This window comes from Frankiales bacterium (assembly GCA_016125335.1).
Taxonomy (GTDB): domain Bacteria; phylum Actinomycetota; class Actinomycetes; order S36-B12; family CAIYMF01; genus Longivirga.
The window spans coordinates 1-23805 of record WGLY01000019.1 but is presented as its reverse complement, the minus strand read 5'-3'; the positions used below and the strand labels follow the sequence as shown (position 1 = coordinate 23805).

23 protein-coding genes are annotated in these 23805 nt (G+C 73.8%); 15 read left to right on the top strand and 8 right to left on the bottom strand.

Features of this window, described 5'->3' with window-relative positions; translation table 11 throughout:
* Positions 1–3: 3 nt before the first annotated feature.
* Genes GC157_11690 through GC157_11680 form a run of 3 tightly spaced genes read left to right on the top strand, consistent with a single transcriptional unit; the run spans position 4 to position 3381 of the window.
* Complete coding sequence (locus GC157_11690; GenBank protein ID MBI1378127.1) at positions 4–1659, top strand: L-aspartate oxidase; 1656 nt, start codon at positions 4–6, stop codon at positions 1657–1659.
* Positions 1656–2582, top strand: coding sequence for a carboxylating nicotinate-nucleotide diphosphorylase (locus GC157_11685; protein ID MBI1378126.1), 927 nt, complete (start codon positions 1656–1658; stop codon positions 2580–2582). Before GC157_11690 ends, GC157_11685 begins: the two co-directional genes overlap by 4 nt.
* Before the next feature lie 40 nt (positions 2583–2622).
* A complete protein-coding gene (locus tag GC157_11680; GenBank protein MBI1378125.1) occupies positions 2623–3381 on the top strand; it encodes a type III pantothenate kinase in 759 nt (252 codons plus the stop codon).
* 46 nt (positions 3382–3427) lie between these two features.
* Here the strand turns inward: GC157_11680 and GC157_11675 are convergent, their stop codons facing one another.
* A complete protein-coding gene (locus GC157_11675; GenBank protein MBI1378124.1) occupies positions 3428–4342 on the bottom strand; it encodes a hypothetical protein in 915 nt (304 codons plus the stop codon).
* A 162-nt stretch (positions 4343–4504) separates the two neighbouring features.
* Positions 4505–5311, bottom strand: a complete 807-nt coding sequence (locus tag GC157_11670; GenBank protein ID MBI1378123.1) for a methyltransferase domain-containing protein — start codon at positions 5309–5311, stop codon at positions 4505–4507.
* Between GC157_11670 and lysS the strand changes: the two genes are divergently transcribed.
* The 3 genes from lysS to GC157_11655 are packed head-to-tail and all read left to right on the top strand — an operon-like array spanning position 5310 to position 7850.
* Positions 5310–6815: a lysine--tRNA ligase gene (lysS, locus tag GC157_11665; protein MBI1378122.1), complete on the top strand. Its 1506-nt coding sequence runs from the start codon at positions 5310–5312 to the stop codon at positions 6813–6815. The genes GC157_11670 and lysS overlap by 2 nt on opposite strands.
* Entirely contained in the window at positions 6812–7321 is a 510-nt protein-coding gene (locus GC157_11660; GenBank protein MBI1378121.1) for an amino-acid N-acetyltransferase, read from the top strand. The genes lysS and GC157_11660 overlap by 4 nt, the downstream gene beginning before the upstream one ends.
* Before the next feature lie 34 nt (positions 7322–7355).
* Positions 7356–7850, top strand: a complete 495-nt coding sequence (locus GC157_11655; protein ID MBI1378120.1) for a hypothetical protein — start codon at positions 7356–7358, stop codon at positions 7848–7850.
* Between the two features lie 70 nt (positions 7851–7920).
* Here GC157_11655 and GC157_11650 read toward each other — a convergent pair whose 3' ends face one another.
* Positions 7921–10755: a phosphoenolpyruvate carboxylase gene (locus GC157_11650; GenBank protein ID MBI1378119.1), complete on the bottom strand. Its 2835-nt coding sequence runs from the start codon at positions 10753–10755 to the stop codon at positions 7921–7923.
* A 290-nt stretch (positions 10756–11045) separates the two neighbouring features.
* On the opposite strand from GC157_11650, the gene GC157_11645 reads away from it, so the two are divergent.
* Both GC157_11645 and GC157_11640 read left to right on the top strand, forming a co-directional pair.
* Positions 11046–11378 (top strand): Lsr2 family protein, encoded by a 333-nt coding sequence (locus GC157_11645; GenBank protein ID MBI1378118.1) that lies wholly within the window; start codon positions 11046–11048, stop codon positions 11376–11378.
* Positions 11379–11385: 7 nt separating this feature from the next.
* Positions 11386–11844, top strand: coding sequence for a GNAT family N-acetyltransferase (locus tag GC157_11640; GenBank protein ID MBI1378117.1), 459 nt, complete (start codon positions 11386–11388; stop codon positions 11842–11844).
* A gap of 37 nt (positions 11845–11881) precedes the next feature.
* On the opposite strand, the gene GC157_11635 is transcribed toward GC157_11640, so the two are convergent.
* Positions 11882–12532: an SDR family NAD(P)-dependent oxidoreductase gene (locus GC157_11635; protein MBI1378116.1), complete on the bottom strand. Its 651-nt coding sequence runs from the start codon at positions 12530–12532 to the stop codon at positions 11882–11884.
* A gap of 311 nt (positions 12533–12843) precedes the next feature.
* On the opposite strand from GC157_11635, the gene GC157_11630 reads away from it, so the two are divergent.
* A complete protein-coding gene (locus GC157_11630) occupies positions 12844–15387 on the top strand; it encodes an AAA domain-containing protein (GenBank protein ID MBI1378115.1) in 2544 nt (847 codons plus the stop codon).
* A gap of 1 nt (position 15388) precedes the next feature.
* On the opposite strand, the gene GC157_11625 is transcribed toward GC157_11630, so the two are convergent.
* Positions 15389–16357, bottom strand: coding sequence for an A/G-specific adenine glycosylase (locus GC157_11625; protein ID MBI1378114.1), 969 nt, complete (start codon positions 16355–16357; stop codon positions 15389–15391).
* Between the two features lie 47 nt (positions 16358–16404).
* Here GC157_11625 and GC157_11620 point away from each other — a divergent pair, with 47 nt between their 5' ends.
* Positions 16405–17085 carry a hypothetical protein gene (locus GC157_11620; GenBank protein MBI1378113.1) on the top strand — a complete coding sequence of 227 codons (681 nt, stop codon included), beginning with the start codon at positions 16405–16407 and terminating at the stop codon, positions 17083–17085.
* 81 nt (positions 17086–17166) lie between these two features.
* Here GC157_11620 and GC157_11615 read toward each other — a convergent pair whose 3' ends face one another.
* Positions 17167–17994 (bottom strand): hypothetical protein, encoded by an 828-nt coding sequence (locus GC157_11615; protein MBI1378112.1) that lies wholly within the window; start codon positions 17992–17994, stop codon positions 17167–17169.
* Positions 17991–18524: a SigE family RNA polymerase sigma factor gene (locus GC157_11610; GenBank protein MBI1378111.1), complete on the bottom strand. Its 534-nt coding sequence runs from the start codon at positions 18522–18524 to the stop codon at positions 17991–17993. Before GC157_11610 ends, GC157_11615 begins: the two co-directional genes overlap by 4 nt.
* Before the next feature lie 316 nt (positions 18525–18840).
* Between GC157_11610 and GC157_11605 the strand changes: the two genes are divergently transcribed.
* From GC157_11605 to GC157_11585, 5 genes are all read left to right on the top strand, one after another.
* Complete coding sequence (locus GC157_11605; protein MBI1378110.1) at positions 18841–19983, top strand: response regulator; 1143 nt, start codon at positions 18841–18843, stop codon at positions 19981–19983.
* Between the two features lies 1 nt (position 19984).
* The gene (locus GC157_11600; protein MBI1378109.1) at positions 19985–21421 is read left to right on the top strand and encodes a hypothetical protein; all 1437 of its coding nucleotides are present in this window, start codon (positions 19985–19987) and stop codon (positions 21419–21421) included.
* The gene (locus GC157_11595) at positions 21418–22182 is read left to right on the top strand and encodes a hypothetical protein (GenBank protein MBI1378108.1); all 765 of its coding nucleotides are present in this window, start codon (positions 21418–21420) and stop codon (positions 22180–22182) included. The genes GC157_11600 and GC157_11595 overlap by 4 nt, the downstream gene beginning before the upstream one ends.
* 77 nt (positions 22183–22259) lie before the next feature.
* The gene (locus tag GC157_11590) at positions 22260–22622 is read left to right on the top strand and encodes a PASTA domain-containing protein (GenBank protein ID MBI1378107.1); all 363 of its coding nucleotides are present in this window, start codon (positions 22260–22262) and stop codon (positions 22620–22622) included.
* A gap of 62 nt (positions 22623–22684) precedes the next feature.
* Positions 22685–22999: a hypothetical protein gene (locus GC157_11585; protein ID MBI1378106.1), complete on the top strand. Its 315-nt coding sequence runs from the start codon at positions 22685–22687 to the stop codon at positions 22997–22999.
* Between the two features lie 48 nt (positions 23000–23047).
* Here GC157_11585 and GC157_11580 read toward each other — a convergent pair whose 3' ends face one another.
* Positions 23048–23659: a hypothetical protein gene (locus GC157_11580; GenBank protein ID MBI1378105.1), complete on the bottom strand. Its 612-nt coding sequence runs from the start codon at positions 23657–23659 to the stop codon at positions 23048–23050.
* Positions 23660–23805: the final 146 nt, after the last annotated feature.

The following is a 23805-nucleotide window of genomic DNA, read 5'->3' as shown; positions in this document are numbered from 1 at the left end:
CACCTGCCCCAGCGCCTCGCCGCGCCGGCCCCCGGCTGGACCACGGAGACCGACGTCGTCGTCGTCGGCTCCGGCGTCGCCGGCCTCACGACGGCGCTCAACGCGCGCGCGGCCGGCCACCGCGTGCTGCTGGTCACCAAGGCGCAGGTGGACGAGGGGTCGACCCGGTGGGCGCAGGGCGGGATCGCGGCCGCCCTGGCCGACGACGACTCCCCGGCCGAGCACGAGCACGACACCCTGGTGGCCGGGGCCGGCCTGTGCGACCCGGTGGCGGTGCGGGCGCTGGTGACCGAGGGCCCGGACGCCGTGCGCCGGCTCATCGAGATCGGCGCCCGGTTCGACACCGACGCCGCGGGCGGCATCGCGCTCACCCGCGAGGGCGGCCACCTGCGCGACCGCATCGTCCACGCCGGCGGCGACGCCACGGGTGCCGAGATCTCGCGAGCCCTCGTGGCCGCCGTGGCCGGCCACGCCGGCATCGAGCTGATCGTCAACGCGCTCGCGCTCGACCTGCTCGTGGACGACCGCGGCGCGGCGCAGGGCATCACGCTGCACGTGATGGGCGAGGGCCAGCGCGACGGCGTGGGTGCCGTGCTCGCGCCCGCCGTGGTGCTGGCCACGGGCGGTCTCGGCCAGGTGTTCAGCCTCTCGACCAACCCCTCGGTCGCGACCGGCGACGGCATGGCGCTCGCGCTGCGCGCCGGGGCGGCGGTGGCCGACCTCGAGTTCGTCCAGTTCCACCCCACGGTGCTGTGGCTCGGGCCGGACGCGCGCGGCCAGCAGCCGCTGGTGAGCGAGGCCGTGCGCGGCGAGGGCGCGGTGCTGCGCGACGACGCCGGGGTGCGCTTCATGGAGGGGCAGCACCCGCTCGCGGACCTCGCGCCGCGCGACGTCGTGGCCAAAGCCATCATGCGGCGCATGCGCGAGACGGGCGCCCGCCACGTGTGGCTCGACGCGCGCGGCTTCGGCTCCGCGATGTGGGAGACGCGCTTCCCGACGATCCTCGCCTCGCTGCGGCGCATCGGCGTCGACCCCTCCCGCGACCTGATCCCGGTGGCGCCCGCGCAGCACTACGCGTCGGGCGGGGTGCGCACCGACGCGCACGGCCGCAGCAGCGTGCCCGGCCTCTTCGCCGTCGGCGAGTGCGCCTGCACCGGGGTGCACGGGGCGAACCGGCTGGCCTCCAACTCCCTGCTCGAGGGCCTGGTGTTCGGCTCGCGCATCGGCGACCCCCTCGCCGCCGGGCTGCCGGAGCGCCGCGACCCGGTCGATCCGACGACGCGGGGCTCGGTGCTCTCCGAGGCGGCGCGCCGCCCGCTCCAGGCGGCGATGACGGAGGGCGTCGGCGTGCTGCGCTCGCGCGACTCGATGTCGGCGACGCTGGGAGTGCTCGAGGCGGTCGGTCGCACGACGTCGTCGGACCCGCACACCGAGGCGTGGGAGACCACCAACCTGCACACCGTGGCGACGGTGCTCACGGCGAACGCCAAGATGCGCAAGGAGACCCGGGGCTCGCACTGGCGCGAGGACTACCCCGACACCGACGACGAGACGTGGCACGTCCGGCTGAGCACCGTGCTCGACGCCGACGGCGTCCTGGTGACGCGGCGTGAGGACGTGCCGGTGGCCGCGCTCAGCAGCCCGGGAGAGGCGTCATGACCCTGCGACCCGACGTCGAGTCGGCCCTGCGCGCCGCGGGCCTCGACCCCGCCGCGATCGAGGACCTCATCCGCCGGACGGTGGCCGAGGACCTCGACGGCGGGGTCGACGTCACGTCCGCCGCGACCGTGCCGGCCGAGCAGCGCTCGACGATGGACCTCGTCGCGCGGGGCACCGGTGTGGCGGCCGGGGTGCCGGTGGCCGCCGCCGTGTTCGACGCCGTCTCGGACGGCGACGCCGCGGTGCAGGTCGTCACCGCGGACGGCTCGCGGGTGGGTCCCGGCGACGTCCTGCTCACCGTCACCGGCCGCACCCGCGACCTGCTCACCGCCGAGCGCACGGCGCTCAACCTGCTCTGCCACCTCTCCGGCGTCGCCACGGCGACGGCCCGGTGGGCCGACGCGCTCGCCGGCACCCCCACCCGGGTGCGCGACACCCGCAAGACCACCCCGGGCCTGCGGGTGCTGGAGAAGTACGCCGTGCGCTGCGGGGGCGGCGTCAACCACCGGATGTCGCTGTCGGACGCCGCACTGGTCAAGGACAACCACGTGGTGGCCGCGGGCGGCGTCGCCGCCGCCTTCGACGCGGTGCGCGCGATGTGGCCCGGGCTGCCCGTCGAGGTCGAGGTGGACTCCCTCGAGCAGCTCGGCGAGGTGCTCGACGCGGGCGCCGACCTGGTGCTGCTCGACAACTTCGTCCCCGCGACGATGCGGCTCGCGGTGGGCATCGCCGCCGAGCACGCCGCGGCCACCGGCCGCCCCCGTGCCCTGCTCGAGGCGAGCGGCGGCCTCACCCTCGAGGACGCCGCCGCCGTGGGGGCCACCGGCGTCGACTACGTCGCCGTGGGGGCGCTGACCCACTCCGCCCCGGTGCTCGACGTGGGCGCCGACCTGCGACCGCTCGACCGGACCGCCTCGACGTGACCGCGCCGCCGGCCCTGCCGGCACGCACCAAGGAGACCCCATGCTGCTCGCCATCGACGTCGGCAACACCAACACCGTCCTGGGGCTGTTCGACGGCGAGGAGCTGCTGCGCTCGTACCGCGTCAAGACCGAGCCCCGCTCGACCGCCGACGAGTACAGCCTGACCTTCAGCGGGCTGCTGCGCGACGACCCGGACATCACCGGCGTCGCGCTCTGCTCCACCGTGCCCGCCGTGCTGCGCGAGATGCGCACGATGCTCGAGCGCTACTACCCGCACGTGCCCCACGTGATCGTGGAGCCGGGCGCGCGCACGGGCGTGCCGGTGCTCATGGACAACCCCAAGGAGGTCGGGGCCGACCGGATCGCCAACACCCTGGCGGCGCACACGCTCTACGGCGGCCCCTGCATCGTGGTGGACTTCGGCACCTCGACCAACTTCGACGTCGTGTCGGCCAAGGGCGAGTTCCTCGGCGGGGCCCTCGCCCCGGGTGTGGAGATCTCGCTCGACGCGCTCGCCGCGCGCGCGGCCCAGCTGCGCAAGGTGGAGTTCGTCCCGCCGCGCTCGGTGATCGCGAAGAACACCGTGGAGGCGTTGCAGTCCGGTGCCCTCTACGGGTTCGCCGGACAGGTCGACGGCATCGTCGAGCGCATCGTGGCCGAGCTCGACGCGCCCGTCACCGCGGTGATCGCCACCGGCGGCCTGGCCCCCGTCGTCATCAAGGAGTCCTCGACCGTCACCGTGCACCGGCCGGACCTCACGCTCCAGGGCCTGCGCCTGGTCTACGCCAAGAACACCTGACCGCGACGGCGGGCCGGCGCCTCGTGCGCCGGCCCGCCGTCGGCCGTCACGGGTAGCTCAGCGCGCAGCCCTGCGAGCTGCCGGCCTTCCAGTTCTGCTGCACCAGGAAGTCGCGCGAGCCCAGCCGCATGTTGGCGATGCCCCCGCCGGCGGCCGAGTACGTGGTGCCGAACGTCCACGCGCACTTGTCGGCGTTCTCGTTGCCGCGCCGGTCGTACCAGGCGTTGAGGTCGGGGTCGGTCGTCGCCTCCTCGATCTCGTGCGCCAGCACGCTCACGAGCGCGTCGGCACCGGGGTCGCCGTTGGGCGACGCCGTCGTCTGCCACGCGCAGTTGCCCAGGCTCGGGCCGGCCGCGTCGCCGACGAAGGCGTACTTGACGTCCTGGCCGCTGAGGGTGGCGTGGGTGTGCCAGCCGCAGTACTGGGTGAGGAAGCCGCTGGTCTCCGTGATCCCGGGAGCCGTGAGCACGACGTAGATCCCGTTGGGGTCCGCGGGCAGCGAGCCGGAGGAGATCGACTCGCCCACGATCTGCTGGATCTGCGCGTCCGACAGGGCGTTGCCCTTGGTGTACGGCGCCACGGTTTGCCCGGCCAGCGTGACCTTGTTGACGACCTTGCGGCCCGCGCCGTCGTAGTACGTCGTGTTGATGTTGAAGTAGGGCGAGCCGCCGAGGCTGATCCCGAAGTCGGTGATGATCGCCTTCGAGGAGTCCGCCCACGAGCCGTACCAGATGTAGTACGCGGCGACGCCTGTGCTCGCGGTGAGGACCGGCCCGCGGTGGTAGGAGATGGTCTGCGCGGAGGACTGCCGCGAGGCGTGGGACGACACCCGCGTGCCCATGACGGACTTGTCCACCGTGACCGTGCGCTCGGGCGCCTGCCGAGCCTGGACCGCGGGGGCGGCGAGGCCCACCACGGCGAGGGAGAGGGCCGCTGCCGCGGCCGCCGTCGAACGCCTCACGACATGCTCCTGGAGCTCGGGCGCGATCGGGTCGAGCGCGCGGGACGCGCGCACGCTACGCCGCGGCGGACCTGCCCGGAAGGGGCCGCGCGGCGCGCGACCCCCGGACGGCGCAGGCCGCCGTCGACGGTGCGGCGCGGGCTGCCTCGGCCGGCCCTCGGATCAGTCGACCGGGACGCGGTAGGCGGCGGTCACGTAGGGCACGGCGACCACGTCGCGGCCCGCGGTGGAGGGGTGGGTGGCCAGCAGCGCGCGGACCGCGGCGTAGACGTCGTCGGAGTCCTCCCGCAGGCGGACGTAGGAGAACGTGGAGACCAGCCCGACGACCTCGTCGGGCGTCATCGGCACCTCGTGCGGGAAGTCGCGGCGCTCGACCGTGGGGTGCACCTCCGCGATCTGCGCGAGCGCGTCGGCCCGGCTGCTGCGCATGCTGTCCTCGCCGTCGATGAGGTCCGACAGCTCGCCCATCCACGGCACGCGGTCGTCGCGCACGTTCCACACCATCCCGATCACGCCGCCGGGCCGCACCACCCGGACGAACTCGGCGGCGGCGGCCGGCTTGTCGAACCAGTGCCAGGCCTGGCCGACGAGGACGGCGTCGACCGCGGAGTCGGCCAGCGGCAGCTGCTCGGCGTGGGCGACCTGCCGCGCTACCTCGGGCAGCGACGCGCCGAGCGCCTCGAGCATCCCCGGGTCCGGCTCGTAGGCCGTGACGTCGAGCCCGAGCCCCGCCAGCAGCCGGGTGAGCGCGCCGGTGCCGGCTCCGACGTCGGCGACCGTGCGCACGTCGGTGCGGGCGGCCTCGAGGATCCACCGCACCGCCTCGGCCGGGTAGCCGGGGCGGAAGCGCGCGTAGGTCGCGGCCGCGGCACCGAAGGAGAGCTTGCGGTCGTCGAAGGAGGGGGTCGGCATGGCCCCGACGCTATCCCCGACGTCGGACGGGACGGGCCCCGTTAACCTTGCGCGCATGACCGACGCCGCGCCGCCCGCCGATGCCGAGGACGACGTCCCCGAGCAGATGCGGGTGCGTCGCGAGAAGCGCCAGCGCCTGCTCGACTCCGGCCAGCAGCCGTATCCGGTCCGGGTCCCGGTCACCCACACCATCGCCCAGGTGCGCGCGGCGCACCCGGACCTCGCGCCGGACACCGCCACCGGCGAGCAGGTCGCGGTCGCGGGCCGCGTGATCTTCGTCCGCAACACCGGCAAGCTGTGCTTCGCCACCTTGCGCGCGGGCGACGGCACCGAGCTCCAGGCGATGCTCAGCCTCGACCGCGTCGGCGAGCAGCGCCTCGCCGACTGGAAGGCCGACGTCGACCTCGGCGACCACGTGGCGGTGCAGGGCGAGGTCATCACCTCGCGCCGCGGCGAGCTGAGCGTGCTCGCCGACTCCTGGCAGCTCGCGGCCAAGACGCTGCGGCCCCTGCCGGTGGAGCACAAGCCCCTCGCCGAGGAGACGAGGGTGCGCCAGCGCTACGTGGACCTCGTCGTCCGCCCGCAGGCGCGCGAGGTCGCCCAGCTGCGGGTGCGCACCGTGGGGGCGCTGCGGCGCAGCTTCGCCGACCGCGGCTACCTCGAGGTCGAGACCCCGATGCTGCAGACCCTCCACGGCGGCGCCACCGCGCGGCCCTTCGTCACGCACTCCAACGCGCTCGACATGGACCTCTACCTGCGCATCGCGCCGGAGCTGTTCCTCAAGCGCTGCGTCGTCGGGGGCCTCGAGCGGGTCTTCGAGATCAACCGGAACTTCCGCAACGAGGGCGCCGACTCCACGCACTCGCCGGAGTTCGCGATGCTCGAGTTCTACGCCGCCTACAGCGACTACCACGACATGGCGCGCACGCTGCGCGAGGTGATCCAGGAGGCGACGATCGCTGCGCACGGGTCGCTGGAGTTCACCCGGTTCGACGGCCAGGCGCGCGACTTCTCCGGCGAGTGGGACCAGCTCTCGGTCTACCCGTCGGTGTCGGCCGCGGTGGGCCGGGAGATCACGCCGCAGACGCCGGTCGACGTGCTCGCCGAGCTGTGCGAGGCGGTCGGCATCAAGCCCGAGCACACGTGGGTGCCCGGCAAGTACGTCGAGGAGCTGCTCGAGCACCACGTCGTGCCCACCTTCACGCGCCCCACCTTCGTCATGGACTACCCCGAGGACACCTCGCCCCTGGTGCGGGCGCACCGCGAGATCCCCGGCGTCGTGGAGAAGTGGGACCTCTACATCGACGGCACCGAGCAGGGCACGGGGTACTCCGAGCTCGTCGACCCCGTGGTGCAGCGCGAGCGGCTCGTCGCGCAGTCGCTGCTCAAGGCGGGCGGCGACGTCGAGGCGATGCAGGTCGACGAGGACTTCCTGCGGGCGCTGGAGTACGGCATGCCGCCGTCCGGCGGGGTGGGCATGGGCATCGACCGCCTGCTCATGAACCTCACCGGCCTCAACATCCGCGAGACCATCCTCTTCCCCCTCGTGAAGCCGGAATGAGCCCGGCCAGCAGGCTCCGGATCCGCCCGGCGCGCACGTCCGACGTCGCGTCCATCCGCCGCCTCGTCGACACCTACGCCCCGGACCGCCGGCTGCTGTCCAAGGCCACGGTGACGCTCTACGAGTCGGTGCCGGAGTTCGTCGTCGGCGAGCTCGACGGCGCCGTGGTCGCCTGCGGTGCCGTGCACGTGATGTGGGAGGACCTCGCCGAGGTGCGCACCGTGGCGGTCGAGCCGTCGCTGCGCGGCCAGGGGGTGGGCGGCGTCCTGCTCGAGCACCTGGTGCAGCGCGCCCGCGACCTCGGCGTCAAGCGCGTCTTCTGCCTCACCTTCGAGACCGGGTTCTTCGGCCGTCACGGCTTCGTCGAGATCGAGGGGGCCCCGGTGGAGCACGCCGTGTTCGAGCAGCTGCTCCAGTCCTACGACGAGGGCGTCGCGGAGTTCCTCGACCTCGAGCGGGTGAAGCCCAACACGCTGGGCAACCACCGGATGCTGCTGGTGCTGTGATGACGCAGCGCGCGGGCTGCCGCGGAGGGGACCGATGACGTGGCTCTACGCCGCGTCGGCGGCGGTCGTGCTGCTCGTGGCCACCTGGTTCCTGCGGCACCGGATCCGGCCGTCGGACGTCGCGGTGCCGCGGTGGTGGCGGCTGTCCGGCGTCCTGGTGTGGGCCGCGCTGCTCCTCGGCGGGTTCACCGGGGTCGCGTCCCTGCTCTCGCCCCTGCTGTCCGGGCTGACCGGCACGCCGGCCGCGGTGATCGGCGGCGGCGTGTTCGGCCTCGTCGTGGCGCTCGTCGTCGTCGTGGGCGCCGGGCTCGCGTTCTACGCCGACACCGACATGTGGAAGTGGGCCGCGCTCTTCCAGGTGATCGCGCTCGTGGGCAACCTCGGCGCGGCCGCGAGCACCGGGCAACCGGCGTACACCGCGTTCTGCGTCGTGCCGCTCGCCGGCCTCGTCGCGCTCGTGATGGCCTTCCGCGACCCGCCCGCGCCCACGAAGCCCCCGCCCCCGCCCGCGCGCCGCCGCCGCCGCTGACCCGCGATGTCACTGGTGAAACGGTCGCTTCCCGGGCCGGGAGACGACCGTTTCACCAGTGACGTCGGTCTCAGCCGGTGTTGCGCAGGCCCGTCGCGATGCCGTTGACCGTGAGCAGCAGCGCGCGGCGCAGCGTGGGGTCGACGTCGGCGCCGTCGCCCGCGCGCGCCTCGCGCACCCGGCGCAGCAGCTGCACCTGGAGCAGCTGGAGGGGGAGCAGGTAGCGGTCGCGCGTGGCCAGGGTGGAGGCGAGCGTCGGCTGGGACCCGAGCACGCTGCCGCCGCCGGTCAGCGCGAGCACCTCGGCCTGGGTGACCTCGTGCTCGGCGACGACGGCGTCGAACACGTGGTGCAGCTCGGGCGGCACCAGCTGGTCGACGTACTCGCGCGCCACCGTGAGGTCGGTCTTGGCCAGCGTCATCTCGACGTTGGACACGAAGTTGCGGAAGAAGTGCCACTGCTCGTGCATGTGCGCGAGCTCCTCGCCGTGGCCGGCCTCCCGGGCGGCCCGCAGCCCGCTGCCGACGCCGAACCACCCGGGCACGATCTGGCGCGACTGCGTCCAGCCGAACACCCACGGGATGGCCCGCAGCGACCCGATGCTGCCCTCGGCGGTGGCGCGCCGCGACGGGCGCGACCCGAGGTGCAGGTCGCCCAGCTCCTCCACCGGGGTCGACGTCGCGAAGTAGCGCGGCAGGTCGGGGTCGTCGACGAGGCCGCGGTAGGCGCGCTGGGCCTCGGCCGACACCAGGTCCATCACCGGGTCCCAGCGGGCGAGCCGGTCCGCGCCGGCGCGCGGCACCTGGTGCAGCACGGTCGACTCGACAACCGCGGCGAGCAGCAGCTCGAGGTTCTCCCGGGCCAGCGTGGGGAGCAGGTACTTGTCGCTGATCACCTCGCCCTGCTCGGTGAGCTTGATCTCGCCGTCGAGCACGCCCCACGGCTGCGAGAGCACGGCGTCGTACGTCGGCCCGCCGCCGCGGCCGACGGTGCCGCCGCGCCCGTGGAAGAGCCGCAGCCGGACGTCGTGGGCCCGGGCGACGTCGCGCAGGCGCCGCTGCGCGAGGTGGATCTCCCACTGCGACGTCGTGATCCCGGCGTCCTTGTTGGAGTCGCTGTAGCCGAGCATCACCTCCTGCACGTCGCCGCGCAGCGCCACGATGCGCCGGTAGGAGGGGTCCGAGAGCAGGCCGTCGAGCAGGTCGCCGGCCCGGCGCAGCTCGTCCACCGTCTCCAGCAGTGGCACGAACCCGATCCGCGCGACGTCGGCCGCGAGGTCGACCAGTCCCGCCTCGCGGGCGAGCACCACCGCGGCCAGGACGTCGTCGACGCCCTTGGTCATCGACACGATGTAGGTCTCGCAGACCTCCGGCCCGTGCTGGTCGAGCGCCTCGCGGATGGCGACGAAGGCGCCGTAGGTGCGCAGGTCGTCGCCCTCCAGCGGGGGCGGGGTGGGGGCGAGCGGGCGGCGCGAGGCGAGCTCGGCCGACAGCAGGCGGGTGCGGTGCTCGCGCGGCAGGTCCTCGTAGCGCCAGCCCTGCTCGCCGAGCCGGTCGACCAGCGCGCCCACGGCGCTGTGGTGCATCGCGGCGTGCTCGCGGACGTCGAGGGTCACGAGCGAGAGCCCGAACGCCGCCACGGTGCGGATCGCGCGATCCACCACGCCGGTCGCCTCGAGCTCGCCCCGGTGGGTCGCCAGCGACTCGCGCACCAGCACGAGGTCGTCGAGCAGCTCGCGGGTGGCGGCGTAGTCGCGGCCCGGGCGGTGCGGCGTCGCGCTCGCGATCCGCGCGCGGGTCGCCACCAGCTTCGCCCGCACGCAGGTGAGCTTGAGGCGGTAGGGCTCCTCGGCGTTGAGCCTGCGGTAGCGCGGGTCGAGCTCGGTGATGGCCGCGAGGTCCGCCTCGAGCGAGGCGCGCAGCTGCGGGCTGACGTCGTTGAGCCGCTCCGAGACCGACAGGTCGTCGAGGAGGCGGTCGATCACGGGCAGCAGGTCGCGCACGGCGTGGTCGCGCACCAGGTCCACCACGCGTCGCGTGACGTCCGGCGTCACGAACGGGTTGCCGTCGCGGTCGCCGCCGATCCACGACCCGAAGGAGAGCGGGCGGGCGTCGGACGGCAGCTCGACGCCGACCGAGGCCAGCGCGAGGGCGAGGTCGTCGAGCACCTCCGCGACCGGGCCGCGGGCGAGGTCGTCGAGGTAGTAGAGCGCGTTGCGCGCCTCGTCGAGCACCTCGGGGCGCTCCAGGCGCAGCTCGTCGGTCTGCCACAGCAGGTCGACCAGCTCGGCGGCCCGGCGCGCCACGCGGGGGTGCTCGAGGGTCATGCCGTCGCGCTCCGCGGCGTCGAGCAGGTCGGCGATGGCGCGCAGCTTGAGCAGCACCGACCGCCGGGCCGCCTCCGTGGGGTGCGCGGTGAACACCGGGCGCGCCGAGAGCCGCGAGACACCGGCCGAGACCGCCTCCGGCGTGACCTCGCCCGCGGCGATCGCCGCCTCGATCCGGCGCGCGGCAGCCGAGAGCGGGTCGCCGTCGGTGCGCCGGGCGCCGCGCAGCACCCGCGAGCGGTGCACCTGCTCGGTCACGTTCGCGAGGTGGAAGTACGTCGAGAACGCCCGGGCGAGCCGGATGGCCGTGGGCAGGTCCACCCCGTGCAGCAGGTCGCTCGTGGCGGCGAGGTCGGTGCGCGCCGTGGCCCGCACCTGCTCGACGAGCGCGAGCAGCTCGGCGGAGTCCTGGCGCACGAGCGTGGCCCCGAGCAGCTCGCCGAGCGCGCGGATGTCGGCCCGCAGGGCGCTGATGTCCTCGGGCACGGGGTCGCCGTTGCCGACTGTGGGACGGTCGGGCCGCGGGGCGGCGTCCGACGTCACGGGCCGGGTGGCGGGGGAGGAGGTGTGGCTGGTCACGGGCGTCCGTCCGGTGGGCTGCGGGACGGCGCGGCGTCGCTGACGCACCTCGGCCAGCCTAGCGGCCGCCGCAGGTGCGGCGCCGGGGCGCGGCGCAATTCCGACGGGGAAAGGCGAGCAATTCCGGTGGGAAACCGTTCCGCGAGCCCTCTCCTTTCGTCCGGAATTCCACCCGGAATTGCCCGATGAATTTCGCTTCCGTGGGAATTGCGCGCTAATCTCCGGTGGCGCCGCACCCGGCGCCGGACCGGGCGGGTCGCGTCCCGCCCCAGCGGAAGGTGGCACCCGGCATGGCCCAGAAGGTGCAGGTCGTCCTCGTCGACGACCTCGACGGCGGCACGGCGGACGAGACGGTGCCGTTCTCGCTCGACGGCGTCTCCTACGAGATCGACCTCAGCCACGACAACGCCGCCGCGCTGCGCGACCTGCTCGCGCCCTACGTCGGGCACGGCCGCCGTGTGGGCGCGCCCCGGCGCTCGCCCCGGACCCGGTCCGCGCGCGGGGGATCGGGCACCAGCCCCGCGGAGATCCGCGAGTGGGCGAAGTCGCAGGGGATCGCCGTGAACGAGCGCGGCCGCATCAGCGCGGACCTGCAGGCCAAGTTCCAGGCCGCGCACGCGTGAGCGCCCGATGACCGTCCTCGCCCGGCGCGAGGACGGGCTCGAGATCGACGACGACCCGGACCGGGTCGACCTCGACACCACCGTGGACCTCGTGGTGCGCCAGGGCTACTGGGCGAACGCGCGCACCCGCGACGCCGTCGCGGCCTCGATCCGCTCCTCGTGGGTGTTCGGCGTCTACGACGGCGACCGCCAGATCGGCTTCGCCCGCGCGGTGACCGACCGAGCCACCTTCGCGTGGATCTGCGACGTCATCGTGGACGAGGGCCGGCGCGGGCAGGGCGTGGGCACCTGGCTCATGCGCGTGATCACCGGCTCCCTCGACGACGCCGGTGTGCCGCGCCAGATCCTGGCCACGCTCGACGCGCACGAGGTCTACCGCGGGGTGGGGTACTCCGAGCTCGCCTACCCCGAGCGCTGGATGGAGCGCGACCTGCGCCCAGACGTGCCGCCGCGTCCGGCCGGCTGAGGCGCGGGGTCGTCTCGCTCACCCGTGCCGGCGCGGGTCAGCCGCGGTGGACCACCTCGGCGTCGAAGGACCCGCGGGGCTGGACGGCGAGCTGCCAAAACCGCTCCGCCACCGTGTCCGGCTCGAACCCGGGACCGCCGAGGACGCCGTCGACCGTCACCGTGGCCACGTGGACGCCGGTGCCCTCGAGCTCTCGCGCCGCGGCGAGCACGTAGGCGCGCAGGGCGGACTTCACCACCGTGACGACGGTGCCGCCCGGCCACGGGTGCAGGGCCACGCCGGACCCGGTGGCCAGCACCACGCCCTGGTCGCGCTCGCGCATCGCGGGCAGCACCTCCTGCAGCGACCAGACCGCCCCCAGGACGCCGACCCGGAAGCCGGCCTCGAGGTCGGCCGCGGCGACGTCGGAGGGCGTGCCCGGGCCGCCCACGGGGGTGTTGACGATGACGACGTCGGGCTCGCCCTGGCGCGCGCGGACGGCCGCGAACGCGGCGCGCAGGGAGTCCTCGTCGCCGGCGTCGGCCACGTGGGCGAGGGCGCGCACGCCGAGGCCGGCGAGCTCCTCGACGAAGGCCGCTCCCGCGGCCGGGTCGCGCACCAGGAGGGCGAGCTCGTGCCCCTCGCGGCCGAAGCGGCGGGCCAGCGCCATCCCCATGCCGGGGCCGGTGCCGACGATCACGGTGATCACGCCCCGACGCTACCGTCCGCCCACCGGACCGTCCCGGCCCCGCGCCCGCCCGGTAGCGGCCGGGCGACGCCCGGCCGGGGGCCACCGCGCGTGGGGTCCGCCGTCGGGAGGACGTCGCAGGTCAGGCCTTGATCACCGGCCCGATCGCGCCGATGACCGCAGGGGGCTCCGGACCGGTTCACCCACGGCGTAACACGAGGCGGAACGCCCGCAGCGAACCGGGGGTTCTGCGACATGAGGCCCGACAGGTGCCGGGCTAGTCTTGCGTGACCGGCTGCGCAGCGGCCGCTCGCTGGTGAGGGAGAGTGCAGATGTTCGAGAGGTTCACCGACCGGGCCCGCCGGGTTGTCGTCCTGGCGCAGGAAGAGGCCCGGATGCTCAACCACAACTACATCGGCACCGAGCACATCCTCCTGGGCCTCATCCACGAGGGCGAGGGCGTGGCCGCCAAGGCGCTCGAGTCGCTGGGGATCTCGCTCGAGGCCGTGCGCCAGCAGGTCGAGGAGATCATCGGCCAGGGCCAGCAGGCGCCGTCGGGGCACATCCCGTTCACGCCGCGGGCCAAGAAGGTGCTCGAGCTCTCGCTGCGCGAGGCGCTCCAGCTCGGCCACAACTACATCGGCACCGAGCACATCCTGCTCGGCCTCATCCGCGAGGGCGAGGGCGTCGCCGCCCAGGTGCTGGTCAAGCTCGGCGCCGACCTCAACCGGGTGCGCCAGCAGGTCATCCAGCTGCTGTCGGGCTACCAGGGCAAGGAGCCGGCGGCTGCGGGCGGCCCCGCCGAGGGCACGCCGTCCACCTCGCTCGTGCTCGACCAGTTCGGCCGCAACTTCACCCAGGCGGCCCGCGACGGCAAGCTCGACCCGGTCATCGGCCGGGAGACCGAGATCGAGCGCATCATGCAGGTGCTCTCGCGCCGCACCAAGAACAACCCGGTGCTCATCGGGGAGCCCGGCGTCGGCAAGACCGCCGTCGTCGAGGGCCTGTCCCAGATGATCGTCAAGGGCGAGGTGCCCGAGACCCTCAAGGACAAGCAGATCTACTCCCTCGACCTCGGCGCGCTCGTGGCCGGCAGCCGCTACCGCGGCGACTTCGAGGAGCGGCTGAAGAAGGTCCTCAAGGAGATCCGCACCCGCGGCGACATCATCCTGTTCATCGACGAGATGCACACCCTCGTCGGTGCGGGCGCCGCCGAGGGCGCGATCGACGCCGCCTCGATCCTCAAGCCGATGCTCGCCCGCGGCGAGCTCCAGACGATCGGCGCCACCACGCTCGACGAGTACCGCAAGTACGTCGAGAAGGACGCCGCCCTCGAGCGCCGGTTCCAGCCGATCCAGGTGGCCGAGCCGACGCTGGCCCACACGATCGAGATCCTCAAGGGCCTGCGCGACCGCTACGAGTCGCACCACCGCGTGTCGATCACCGACGCCGCGCTCGTGGCGGCCGCCACCCTCGCCGACCGCTACGTCTCCGACCGGTTCCTGCCGGACAAGGCGATCGACCTCATCGACGAGGCCGGCGCCCGGCTGCGCATCCGCCGGATGACCGCGCCGCCGGACCTGCGCGAGTTCGACGAGCGCATCGCCGACGTCCGCCGCGAGAAGGAGAGCGCGATCGACGCGCAGGACTTCGAGAAGGCGGCCTCGCTGCGCGACAAGGAGAAGCAGCTGCTCGGCGAGAAGGCGTCGCGCGAGCGGGAGTGGAAGGCCGGCGACATGGACGTCGTCGCCGAGGTCGACGAGGAGCTCGTCGCCGAGGTCCTCGCCACGGCCACCGGCATCCCGGTGTTCAAGCTCACCGAGGAGGAGAGCGCCCGGCTGCTGCGCATGGAGGACGAGCTGCACAAGCGCGTCATCGGCCAGCAGCAGGCGATCAAGTCCCTGTCGCAGGCGATCCGGCGCACCCGTGCCGGGCTCAAGGACCCGAAGCGCCCGGGCGGCTCGTTCATCTTCGCCGGCCCGTCCGGCGTCGGGAAGACCGAGCTGAGCAAGACGCTCGCGGAGTTCCTCTTCGGCGACGAGGACGCGCTCATCTCCCTGGACATGAGCGAGTTCTCCGAGAAGCACACCGTGTCGCGGCTGTTCGGCTCGCCCCCCGGCTACGTCGGGTACGAGGAGGGCGGCCAGCTCACCGAGAAGGTGCGCCGCAAGCCGTTCTCCGTCGTGCTCTTCGACGAGGTGGAGAAGGCACACCCGGACATCTTCAACTCGCTGCTGCAGATCCTCGAGGACGGCCGGCTGACCGACTCCCAGGGCCGCGTCGTCGACTTCAAGAACACCGTCATCATCATGACGACCAACCTCGGCACGCGGGACATCGCCAAGGGCCAGAACCTCGGCTTCTCCAACGCCGAGGACACCAAATCGTCCTACGAGCGGATGAAGAACAAGGTCAACGACGAGCTCAAGCAGCACTTCCGGCCCGAGTTCCTCAACCGTGTCGACGACATCGTGGTCTTCCACCAGCTCACGCAGGAGGAGATCGTCACCATCGTCGACCTGATGACGGCCAAGCTCGACCAGCGCCTCAAGGACAAGGACATGGGCATCGAGCTCACGCGGGCGGCCAAGGACCTGCTCGCCGAGCGCGGCTACGACCCCGTCCTCGGCGCCCGTCCGCTGCGCCGCACCATCCAGCGCGAGATCGAGGACGTGCTCTCGGAGAAGATCCTCTTCGGCGAGCTGCGGCCCGGCTCGATCGTGGTGGTCGACGTCGAGGGCGAGGGCGCGGCCCGGAGCTTCGTGTTCCGCGGCGAGTCCAAGTCCCCGGTCCCCGCGATCGAGGAGATCGTCGAGATCGTGGGCGCCGGCGGCGCCGACGAGGGCCAGGGCGAGGGCGACGGCGCCTCCGCCTGACCTACCGCACGCCCGAGGGCGGCGCACCCGAGCGGTGCGCCGCCCTCGGCGCGTCCGGGGCCGGCGGGGTGCGGTCGGCACCGGAGCCGGGCAGCGAGAACGTGCCGTCCGGCCGCGGGTCCACCAGGCCGTCGGCCACCAGGCTGTCCAGCGCGCGGGCCCGCTGCACCGCGTCGTCCCAGACGGCGTCCAGGGCCGGCGCCGCGACCGGGCCGTCGGCCTCGCGCAGCACGGCCATCAGCAGCCCGCGCACCTGGCGGTCGGTCCCGGCGAAGCGCTGCACCGGACGGGCCGGTCCGTCGTAGGCGGGCCGCCCGGCCGCGAGCCAGGCGCACCACCCGCGCACCGGGCAGCCCCCGCAGCCCGGTGCCGTGGCCGTGCACACCAGCGCGCCGAGCTCCATCGTCGCGACCGACCAGGTCGCGGCCGTGGCGTCGTCGTCGGGCAGCACGGCCTCGGCCCGCGCGCGCTCGGCGGCGGTCACCGACGGGCTGGGGTGCTCGCTGCCGCCCAGCAGCCGCGCCAGCACGCGGCGCACGTTGGTGTCGAGCACCACCGCGCGCCGGCCGTGGGCGAAGGCGAGCACGGCGGCGGCCGTGTAGTCGCCCACCCCGGGCAGCGAGCGCAGGTCGTCGTAGGTCGCGGGCACCCGGCCGTCGAACCGCTCGACGCAGGCGACGGCCGCGGCGTGCAGGCGCAGGGCGCGGCGGGGGTAGCCCAGCCGACCCCACATGCGCACGGCCTCGCCCGGGGAGTCGGCCGCGAGGTCGGCCGGCTGAGGCCAGCGCGCGAGCCAGGCCTCCCAGGCCGGCACCACGCGCTCGACGGGGGTCTGCTGGAGCATCACCTCGCTGACCAGCACGCCCCAGGCGTCACGGGCGGGCCGTCGCCACGGCAGGTCGCGGGCGTGCCCGGCGTACCAGGCGAGGAGCGGATCGTGCAGGGACGAGGTGGGCATCTCGCGCGGCATCCTCGCACCGCCGCCACGCGGGCGCCCGGCCCGGGTACCGTGCGGGGGTGAGCACGCTGCTGCGCCCCACGGGACCCCGCCCCGCGGGCGTCTACTGGTGGCGCCGGCTGCTCGTGCTGCTCGTCGTGCTCGCCCTCGCCCTCGGCGTCCGCTGGCTGCTCACCGGCCGCAGCGCCGACGGGACGCCGGTGTCCGCCCCGACCGACTCCCCGAGCGCCTCGCCGACGACGTCCCCCACCCGGACGCCGAGCCCCACGGCGTCGACGACGAAGAAGCCGTCGAAGTCGCCCAGCGCGACCCGCTCCGCGACGTCGAGCCCGTCAGCCACGCCCACCGGCACGCCCGCCTGCACCGACTCGCAGATCACCGTGACGGCCTCGACCGACGCCGCGTCCTACCCGGTGGGCTCCACGCCCCGGCTGCGGATGAAGATCGAGAACACCTCGAGCACCGCCTGCAAGCGCGACATCGGCGCGGCGCAGAACGAGCTCATCATCACCTCCGGCACCGCCCACGTGTGGTCGTCGGACGACTGCAACCCCGGCGGCACGCCGCAGGTCGAGACGATCGCGCCGGGGCAGTCGTTCTCGGTGTCGGTCACCTGGCTCGGGCGCCTGTCGCAGCCGGGCTGCCCCGCCAACGAGCCGGCCGCGAAGGCGGGCAACTACAAGCTCGTCGGCCGCAACGGCAAGGTGCTCTCGGACCCGGCGGTCTTCTCGCTCACCTGAGCCGTCGCCGCTCCTTCACGGAGCTTGACGGGGGGCGCAGCCCCGCGGTGTGCCTGCGAGGCTGCGCCCAGTCTTCGAGAGTCACGAGAACCGCACCGTGGCGAGCCAGGTGGCGAACTCCTCGGCGACAGCGGGAGCGTCGCCCGTGTTGGTGGTGCTGCGGCTCTCGTACAGCAGGGTAGGAGGCTGACCGACACCCTGGTCGACGATGGCCAGGTAGAGCGTCTGCCCTGAGCTGAGGTTGAAGCATCCGCCTTCCTGCTTGCGGTCCGTCGCTGCTCCGCACCGGACCAATCCGGGGGCGTCCTGAGCCACTTCAACGATCATCGTCGTTGCCGGCTTGCCGTCCACCGAGGTCGAGGTGACGGCGTCGACCGTGCCGTAGCCGCGTGACTGCACCTGTTCCCACGCCGTCACGTACTGGGCGTACGTCGGCGTCGTGATCCTCGTGGCACCCAACGGATACATGTACGGCACGTCGAAGATCCAGACACCTCGGTCCTGACCGTTCGGACAGGGGCCGTCGCAGAGCTGCTGCTGATAGGTGTATCCGTCCGGGCTCGCCGCGACCGCCTGCGCAGTCGCCGCCCACCCGGGCAGCGCTGCGGTCAGGCTCGGCGTCAGCTGCCAGGCGTCCAGCGGGAAGGTGACTGCGGATGCAGTCGGACTTGGCGACACGACAGGCGGACTCGGCCGGCTTCCTGGTCGGTTGAGGGCGACCAGTGCGCCCGTTGTCACGACGAGGAGAGCAGCGGTCGCGAGTGCGATCGTCCAGATGCGACGATGACGCTTAGCGCTGCGCATCGAATCGTGGAGCCGGTGCTCAGCGTCGAGCATGTCGGCGGACATGGCGATCTCCTTGGCTTCGTCGTGCAGCGCGGCGGAGAGCGCCGAGGCGAAATCGTTCATGCCCAGGCCTCCATCCGCTTCTGCAGGGCGGTCGTGGCTCGGTGGGCGTGCTTCTTCACCGAACCGGGACTGACACCCAGCCAGTGCGCGATCTGGTCCTCGGAGAGGTCGAGGTAGTAGCGCAGCACGATCACTTCGCGCTGTCGCTGCGGCAGTTGCCGGACTGCAGCCACCAGATGGTCGCGCTGCCGGCTGTCGACCGCCGTTGCCTCGGCGGACGGCCATGGATCCCCTTCCGGGGGACGGTGGGAGCGTTCGGTGAGTCGTCGACGGAGCCGCGAGCGAGCCCCATTCACGACGCTCCTGTCCAGGTAGGCCACTGCCGCGCCGGGGTCCCGCAGCGAACCCCATCCGCGGTACAGCCTTTCAAAAGCGTCCTGCACGACCTCCTCGGCCGTCCCCCGGTCGTCGACCAGGAGACCGGCCAGGCCGAGCAGGCGCCGGTAGTGCGCATGGAACAACGAGGTGACCGCCGCATCTCGCGACGGGGGGGCGTCGACGGACCCCCACGCGTCGCTCGTGCCTCTCATGGCGGACCCCTTCTCGGCGTGATGTCGGGGGCATAGACGCGGGACAGGGCGAAAGGTTGACACGTGTCCTACGGGAACTCACGCCAGGCGGAGATCCCTGTCTGGCCCGGGGCGCTCGAGTCGAGCCGGCGGAGGGCCGTCCGGTCGTCCGGCCGTGGGGCGAACGTCGTTCGTCCGAGTGCCTCTGGGGTGGCGAGCGGGCGCTCCAGGATGCCGTTCCGACGCGGGCATCCCCCTCAAGTACTAGCCCGATCGTGACGAATCGGCTACGAGGGGCGCGCGGACGCGTCGCCCCGCTCGGGAGCGGAGGTGGCAGGTGACGGCGTCGCGTCGTGACGGCAGCCCGCCCGAGCCGCTCACCGTCGTCTCGACGGTGGTCGTGGCCGGCACGCACGTGCGCGCCACGAGGCTGGCCCAGCTGCTCGAGGCCGTGGGCGTCTCCGTGGTCGGCACGAGCCGCTCGGTCGAGGACGCCGTGACGCTCGTGAGCGAGCGACGTCCCGACACCGTGCTGCTCGACCTCGCCCTCGACGCCGGCGGCCTCGACCTCGTCGAGCTGGTGATGGGACGACGGGCCACCCCGATCGTGCTGACGGGTGCGGCCGCCGACAACGCCGCGGCGGCGCTCGCGGCCGGGGCCGTCGACGTCGTCGCCCCCGGCACCGAGCGCCTCGGCGCCGCGCCCTACGCCCGGGCCCTCGGGCGGCACCTGCGGGTGGCCAGCCGGGTGCGCGTCATCACGCATCCTCGCGGGCGCCTGCGCGAGCGGGGCCTGGGCACCGTGCTCGCCGCGCCCGCCCCGCCGCGGGTCGTCGCGACCGAGCAGCCTTCGGGACCGGGCGACGCCGAGGAGGCGCGCCGGGCGCGCCGCCGGCGGCCGCCGATCGTCGTCATCGGCGCCTCCACGGGCGGCCCGCCCGCGCTGGCCGCCGTGCTGGGCGCGCTGCCCGCCGACCTGCCCGCCCCGGTGCTCGTCGTGCAGCACATGGCCGACGGCTTCGTGGAGGGGCTGGCCAAGTGGCTCGACGGCGTCGTCCCGATGCCGGTCTCGGTGGCGCTCAACGGCGACCGGCTGCGCCCGGGCCACGTGGTGCTCGCACCCAGCGACGGCAACCTCGTGGTGGAGGGCGGCCTGCGGATCCGCATCGAGGAGCCGCACCCCGCGCAGTTCCACATCCCGGAGATCGACCGCACGCTGCGCTCGGTGGCGGAGGTGTGCCGCGAGCGGGCGGTGGGCGTGCTGCTCACCGGGATGGGTCGCGACGGCGCGGCCGGGATGCTCGCGCTGCGGCGCGTGGGGGCGTTCACCATCGGCCAGGACGAGCGCACGAGCGCCGTGTGGGGCATGCCCGCCGCCGCGGCCGCCCTCGACGGGCTCGACGTCGAGCTGCCGCTGCCGGAGATCTCCGAGCGCATCCTGCTCGCGGTCGAGCGCCTCTGCGTGCCCGAGGCGGTGTGAGGTGAGCGGCGTCGCGGTGGGCCCGCAGGCGCTGACCGACGCGGAGTTCGCCGCGCTGGCCGGCTACCTCGCGCACGAGGCGGGCCTGGTGTTCGACCAGAGCCGGCGTCCCACGCTCTCGGCGGTGATCGCCGAGCGGCTCGCGGCCAGCGGCGCAGCGGAGCTCGGCGCCTACCTCGCCCGCATCAGCACGCCGGCCGGCGCCGAGGAGCGCCAGCGGCTGCTGGACGCGGTGACCGTCCCGGAGACGCACTTCTTCCGCAACCCGCCGCAGATGACCGCGCTGGCCCGACGCCTGCTGCCCGAGCTGATGCGCCGCGCGGTGGCACGCGGCCGCCCGCTCACGGTGTGGAGCGCGGGCTGCTCGAGCGGCGAGGAGCCGTACTCGCTGGCGATCCTGGCCGCCGAGGTCGCGGCGTCGCTGCCCGAGGCGCCGCAGGTGCGCATCCTGGCCACGGACCTCGCCACCCAGGCCGTCGAGGCCACCCGGCGGGCGCGCTACGCCGGGCGCTCGCTGAGCCTGGTGGACGACGAGCGGCTCGCGGCCTGGTTCACCACCGAGCCCGACGGCACCCGCTCCGTGGTGCCCGCGGTGCGCGACCTCGTCGACGTGCGCCTGCACAACCTCGTCGCGGACGAGCCGCCGTTCGGCCCCGGCGAGGTCGACCTGGTGGTGTGCCGCAACGTCACCATCTACTTCTCCCGCGACACCATGCGCGAGCTGGTGGGCCGCTTCCACACCGTCCTCGGCGCGGGCGGATACCTGCTGGTGGGCCACGCCGAGACCCTCTGGCAGGTGACCGACGCGTTCACGCTCGTGACCCTCGGGGACGCCTTCGCCTACCGCAAGGACTCGCCCGCCGTGCCGGCGGCCGCCCCCGCCGAGGGCGAGGCCCCCGCCGCACCGCGGCCCCACCGGCGCGCCGTCGTGCGGGCCGAGCGGCGCGACCGGCGCAGCTGGCCCGAGGCGCCGCAGCCCGTCGTGCGTCCGACCGACTCCGTGCCGGACCCGGACACCGCCACCGACCTGCTCGGGCAGGCGCGCGCCGCCCTCGCGCTGGCCCGTTACGCCGAGGCCGCGCGGCTGGCGGCCTCGGCCGCCATGGCCAGCCCGTTCGAGGTGGAGGCGTACGTCGTCGAGGGCCGGGCCCGGGCCACCGTGGGCGACGACGAGGGCGCGCTCGTCGCGCTGCGCAAGGCCGTCTACCTCGCGCCCAAGGCCGGGCACGCCCGGTTCCAGCTGGCCGGGGCGCTCTCCCGCTGCGGCGAGCACGCCGCCGCCGCCCGCGAGTACCGCTCGGCGGCCGCGACCCTGCCGCAGACTCCGCCGGCCGACCTCGTGGACCTGCTCGACGGCTGCGACGTGGCTCAGCTCGTGGCGCTGTGCCGCCGCCTGGCGGACCAGTGCGACCGGCGCGCGGCCGAGGAGGGCGGATGAGCCCGGAGGCGGCGCCGGCCTCGCGGTTCGCGCCCGCCCCCGTGCCCGCCGCGCCCGTGCCCGCCACCGACGAGGCGACCCCAGCTCCGCCACTCGGTGGCGACCCGGCTCCGCCACGCAGTAACGACCCGGCCGCGGCGCCGGTCCCGGGTGCGCCGGGTGGCGTGGAACGACGCCGCCCCGGCCGGCCGTGGAGCGACCGCACGGCTGCTGCCGACTCATCCGACGCGGCCGCGACGACGTCCGGGGCGGAGCGCCGCGCGCCGCGCGCCGCGGCACCCGACCCGCAGGGCTACGTGCTCTTCGCCGTCGGCTCCACTGTCTTCGCCGCCGCCGTGGGCGAGGTGCACGAGGTGGTGCGCGCGGCCCGGATCGAGCTGCTCGCCGACCGGAGCCACCCGCTCGGGCGCGGGGTGGCGCTCGTGGACGCGCGCGGCAGGTCGGTGCCGGTGGTGGACCTGCGCCAGGACCCCGACGAGGTCGGGGACGTGCTGCTGCCGGTGTACCGGCGTCACGTCGGCGTCGTCGTCGACCGCGTGCTCGCGGTGCTGGCCGCCGACGAGCTCCCGCTCGAGGACGAGCGCGTGCCGGAGAGCCTGCCCGGCTACGCCCGGGGCGTGCTGCGACCCGAGGGCGGCGAGCCGGTGCTGCTCGTGGAGCTGCCCTCGGCGGCCGAGCTCGAGTCCGACGCCGAGCGCCCCCCGCAGGAGCGGCTCGGGGCGGACGTGCTGGCGCTGGTGCGCCCGCCGGCCCCCTCCTGAGAAGGCGCGTCCCTCACCCGTCGCCCGCGCAGGCGAGCTCGAGCGGCACGTCGACTCGGTTCTCGCATCCTGCCGCGATGACCGTTGACCCTGTGACGTGTCAACGGGTATGCCGCCGCCTCGGCTTCCCCCGTCCGCTCGAAGGCGTCGCAGCGGGGAGCACGATCCAGGTCCATCACATGGTCAGCGTCAATGCCGGCGCGCCTTGGCCGGCATCGCCTGCGACGGCAGTCCTTCCCCAGGTCACCGGGATGGACATCAACACGGCCGTCGCCATGCTCACCGCCGACGGTTTGTCCGTGGATGCCACCACTGCCTCGCCCACAGGCTCGATGGTCGTGGCAACGCAGGTGCCTGGGGCGGCCGCGACCGTGACGCGTTCCTCGACCGCGACCCTGACGGTCGGAGATCCCCACAGCAATGCCTGCAAGACATCGTGACCGCGAGCGCGAACGGCTCATCTCACTCGCCTGCCGCATGCGACTCGGTGCAGGATCGAGACGTGCTACTCGTCTACGTGTTCGAGGTCGAAGACAGGGCCGCAGACGGCTGGGCCTCGCAGATCGCCGTCCTCGGCGACAGCGCGTCGACGGCCAACCGTGCGTTGCGCGATGCTGGCCTCCACAAGAGGCAGATTCAGAACCAGGGTCGAGCAGTGACCACTGCGCCGCTGCAGGACGAGCGGTTCGCCACGCTCGGCGAGGGACGGTTCATGCGCCGTCGGCTGAACGACTCGGGTTGGACTGCCTGGGCACTGGTACCCGCTGGAGAACCGCTCAACTGGCGGCTGGATCCCAACGCGCCTATCACCCGCTAACGGTTCTGCGCGCCCCGGAGCGGCACGCTATCGGCATTCCTGTTGCGTCTACGGCGGTTGGCAGGCGTCGCCGACCTTGCCTCCGCACATGGCGAGTGAAACGTTGGAGACGGTTGAACGCTCGTGGCCCAAGGCGTCGCGGTACTGAATGCGGAACGCCTGGGCGCTCGCGGGCAGGGTGGGCGCTGTTACCGTCACGTCCACCTCGACCCACTGCTCGGTTGTGCCTGCGGGCGGTGGGCCTGTCAGGCCAACGTTGGACCGAGACTGCGCACCGCACACATTGGAGACGACCCGTTGCTGCTGCTCAGCGGCAGTGACCCCCATCGCCGTCAAGTCTCCGAGGGCTTCGCCCTTGGGGCTAACTCCGGCAGGAATCGTGCGGACGGCGAAGGCAACCACTGTCATCCCGTTCTGCTCACCCACGGGTTCGACATTCGTGATGGTGACGGAGCCCGGGCTGTCGAGGCAGACAGGTATGTCGCCAACGCTGAGCTTGTCACCTGGGTGAAAGCCAGCCAAGCCTTCGCCGACATGTCCGGAGACGGGCGAGTACAGCGCTGGCGGCGCTGCCGCTTGGCTCGTCGTACAACCGACCAAGCCGCTCGACAGGACAACCGCCGCAACGGCCGCAGCGGAGCGATGCCCGACTCCCCCCATGCGGCACAGAATGGCACCTCTCTGTTGTCAAGAGGCCCGTGGCGCGCGAATCTGTGTGTGGGGCCCGGGTTGTGGCTTGATCGAAGAGTCGACCGTCGGGGCTGGGTCGGCCGCGCTGATCTTCGTAGTCGCCCCCATCTGCCCTC

Excerpts from the sequence above, each read along its gene's own strand:
- GC157_11685 (MBI1378126.1), top strand. The coding sequence starts at position 1,656 with ATGACCCTGCGACCCGACGTCGAGTCGGCCCTGCGCGCCGCGGGCCTC.
- GC157_11680 (MBI1378125.1), top strand. The coding sequence starts at position 2,623 with ATGCTGCTCGCCATCGACGTCGGCAACACCAACACCGTCCTGGGGCTG.
- lysS (MBI1378122.1), top strand. The coding sequence starts at position 5,310 with ATGACCGACGCCGCGCCGCCCGCCGATGCCGAGGACGACGTCCCCGAG.
- GC157_11670 (MBI1378123.1), bottom strand. The coding sequence starts at position 5,311 with ATGCGCGCAAGGTTAACGGGGCCCGTCCCGTCCGACGTCGGGGATAGC.
- GC157_11660 (MBI1378121.1), top strand. The coding sequence starts at position 6,812 with ATGAGCCCGGCCAGCAGGCTCCGGATCCGCCCGGCGCGCACGTCCGAC.
- GC157_11655 (MBI1378120.1), top strand. The coding sequence starts at position 7,356 with ATGACGTGGCTCTACGCCGCGTCGGCGGCGGTCGTGCTGCTCGTGGCC.
- GC157_11645 (MBI1378118.1), top strand. The coding sequence starts at position 11,046 with ATGGCCCAGAAGGTGCAGGTCGTCCTCGTCGACGACCTCGACGGCGGC.
- GC157_11640 (MBI1378117.1), top strand. The coding sequence starts at position 11,386 with ATGACCGTCCTCGCCCGGCGCGAGGACGGGCTCGAGATCGACGACGAC.
- GC157_11630 (MBI1378115.1), top strand. The coding sequence starts at position 12,844 with ATGTTCGAGAGGTTCACCGACCGGGCCCGCCGGGTTGTCGTCCTGGCG.
- GC157_11625 (MBI1378114.1), bottom strand. The coding sequence starts at position 16,357 with ATGCCGCGCGAGATGCCCACCTCGTCCCTGCACGATCCGCTCCTCGCC.
- GC157_11615 (MBI1378112.1), bottom strand. The coding sequence starts at position 17,994 with ATGAACGATTTCGCCTCGGCGCTCTCCGCCGCGCTGCACGACGAAGCC.
- GC157_11610 (MBI1378111.1), bottom strand. The coding sequence starts at position 18,524 with ATGAGAGGCACGAGCGACGCGTGGGGGTCCGTCGACGCCCCCCCGTCG.
- GC157_11595 (MBI1378108.1), top strand. The coding sequence starts at position 21,418 with ATGAGCCCGGAGGCGGCGCCGGCCTCGCGGTTCGCGCCCGCCCCCGTG.
- GC157_11590 (MBI1378107.1), top strand. The coding sequence starts at position 22,260 with ATGACCGTTGACCCTGTGACGTGTCAACGGGTATGCCGCCGCCTCGGC.
- GC157_11580 (MBI1378105.1), bottom strand. The coding sequence starts at position 23,659 with ATGGGGGGAGTCGGGCATCGCTCCGCTGCGGCCGTTGCGGCGGTTGTC.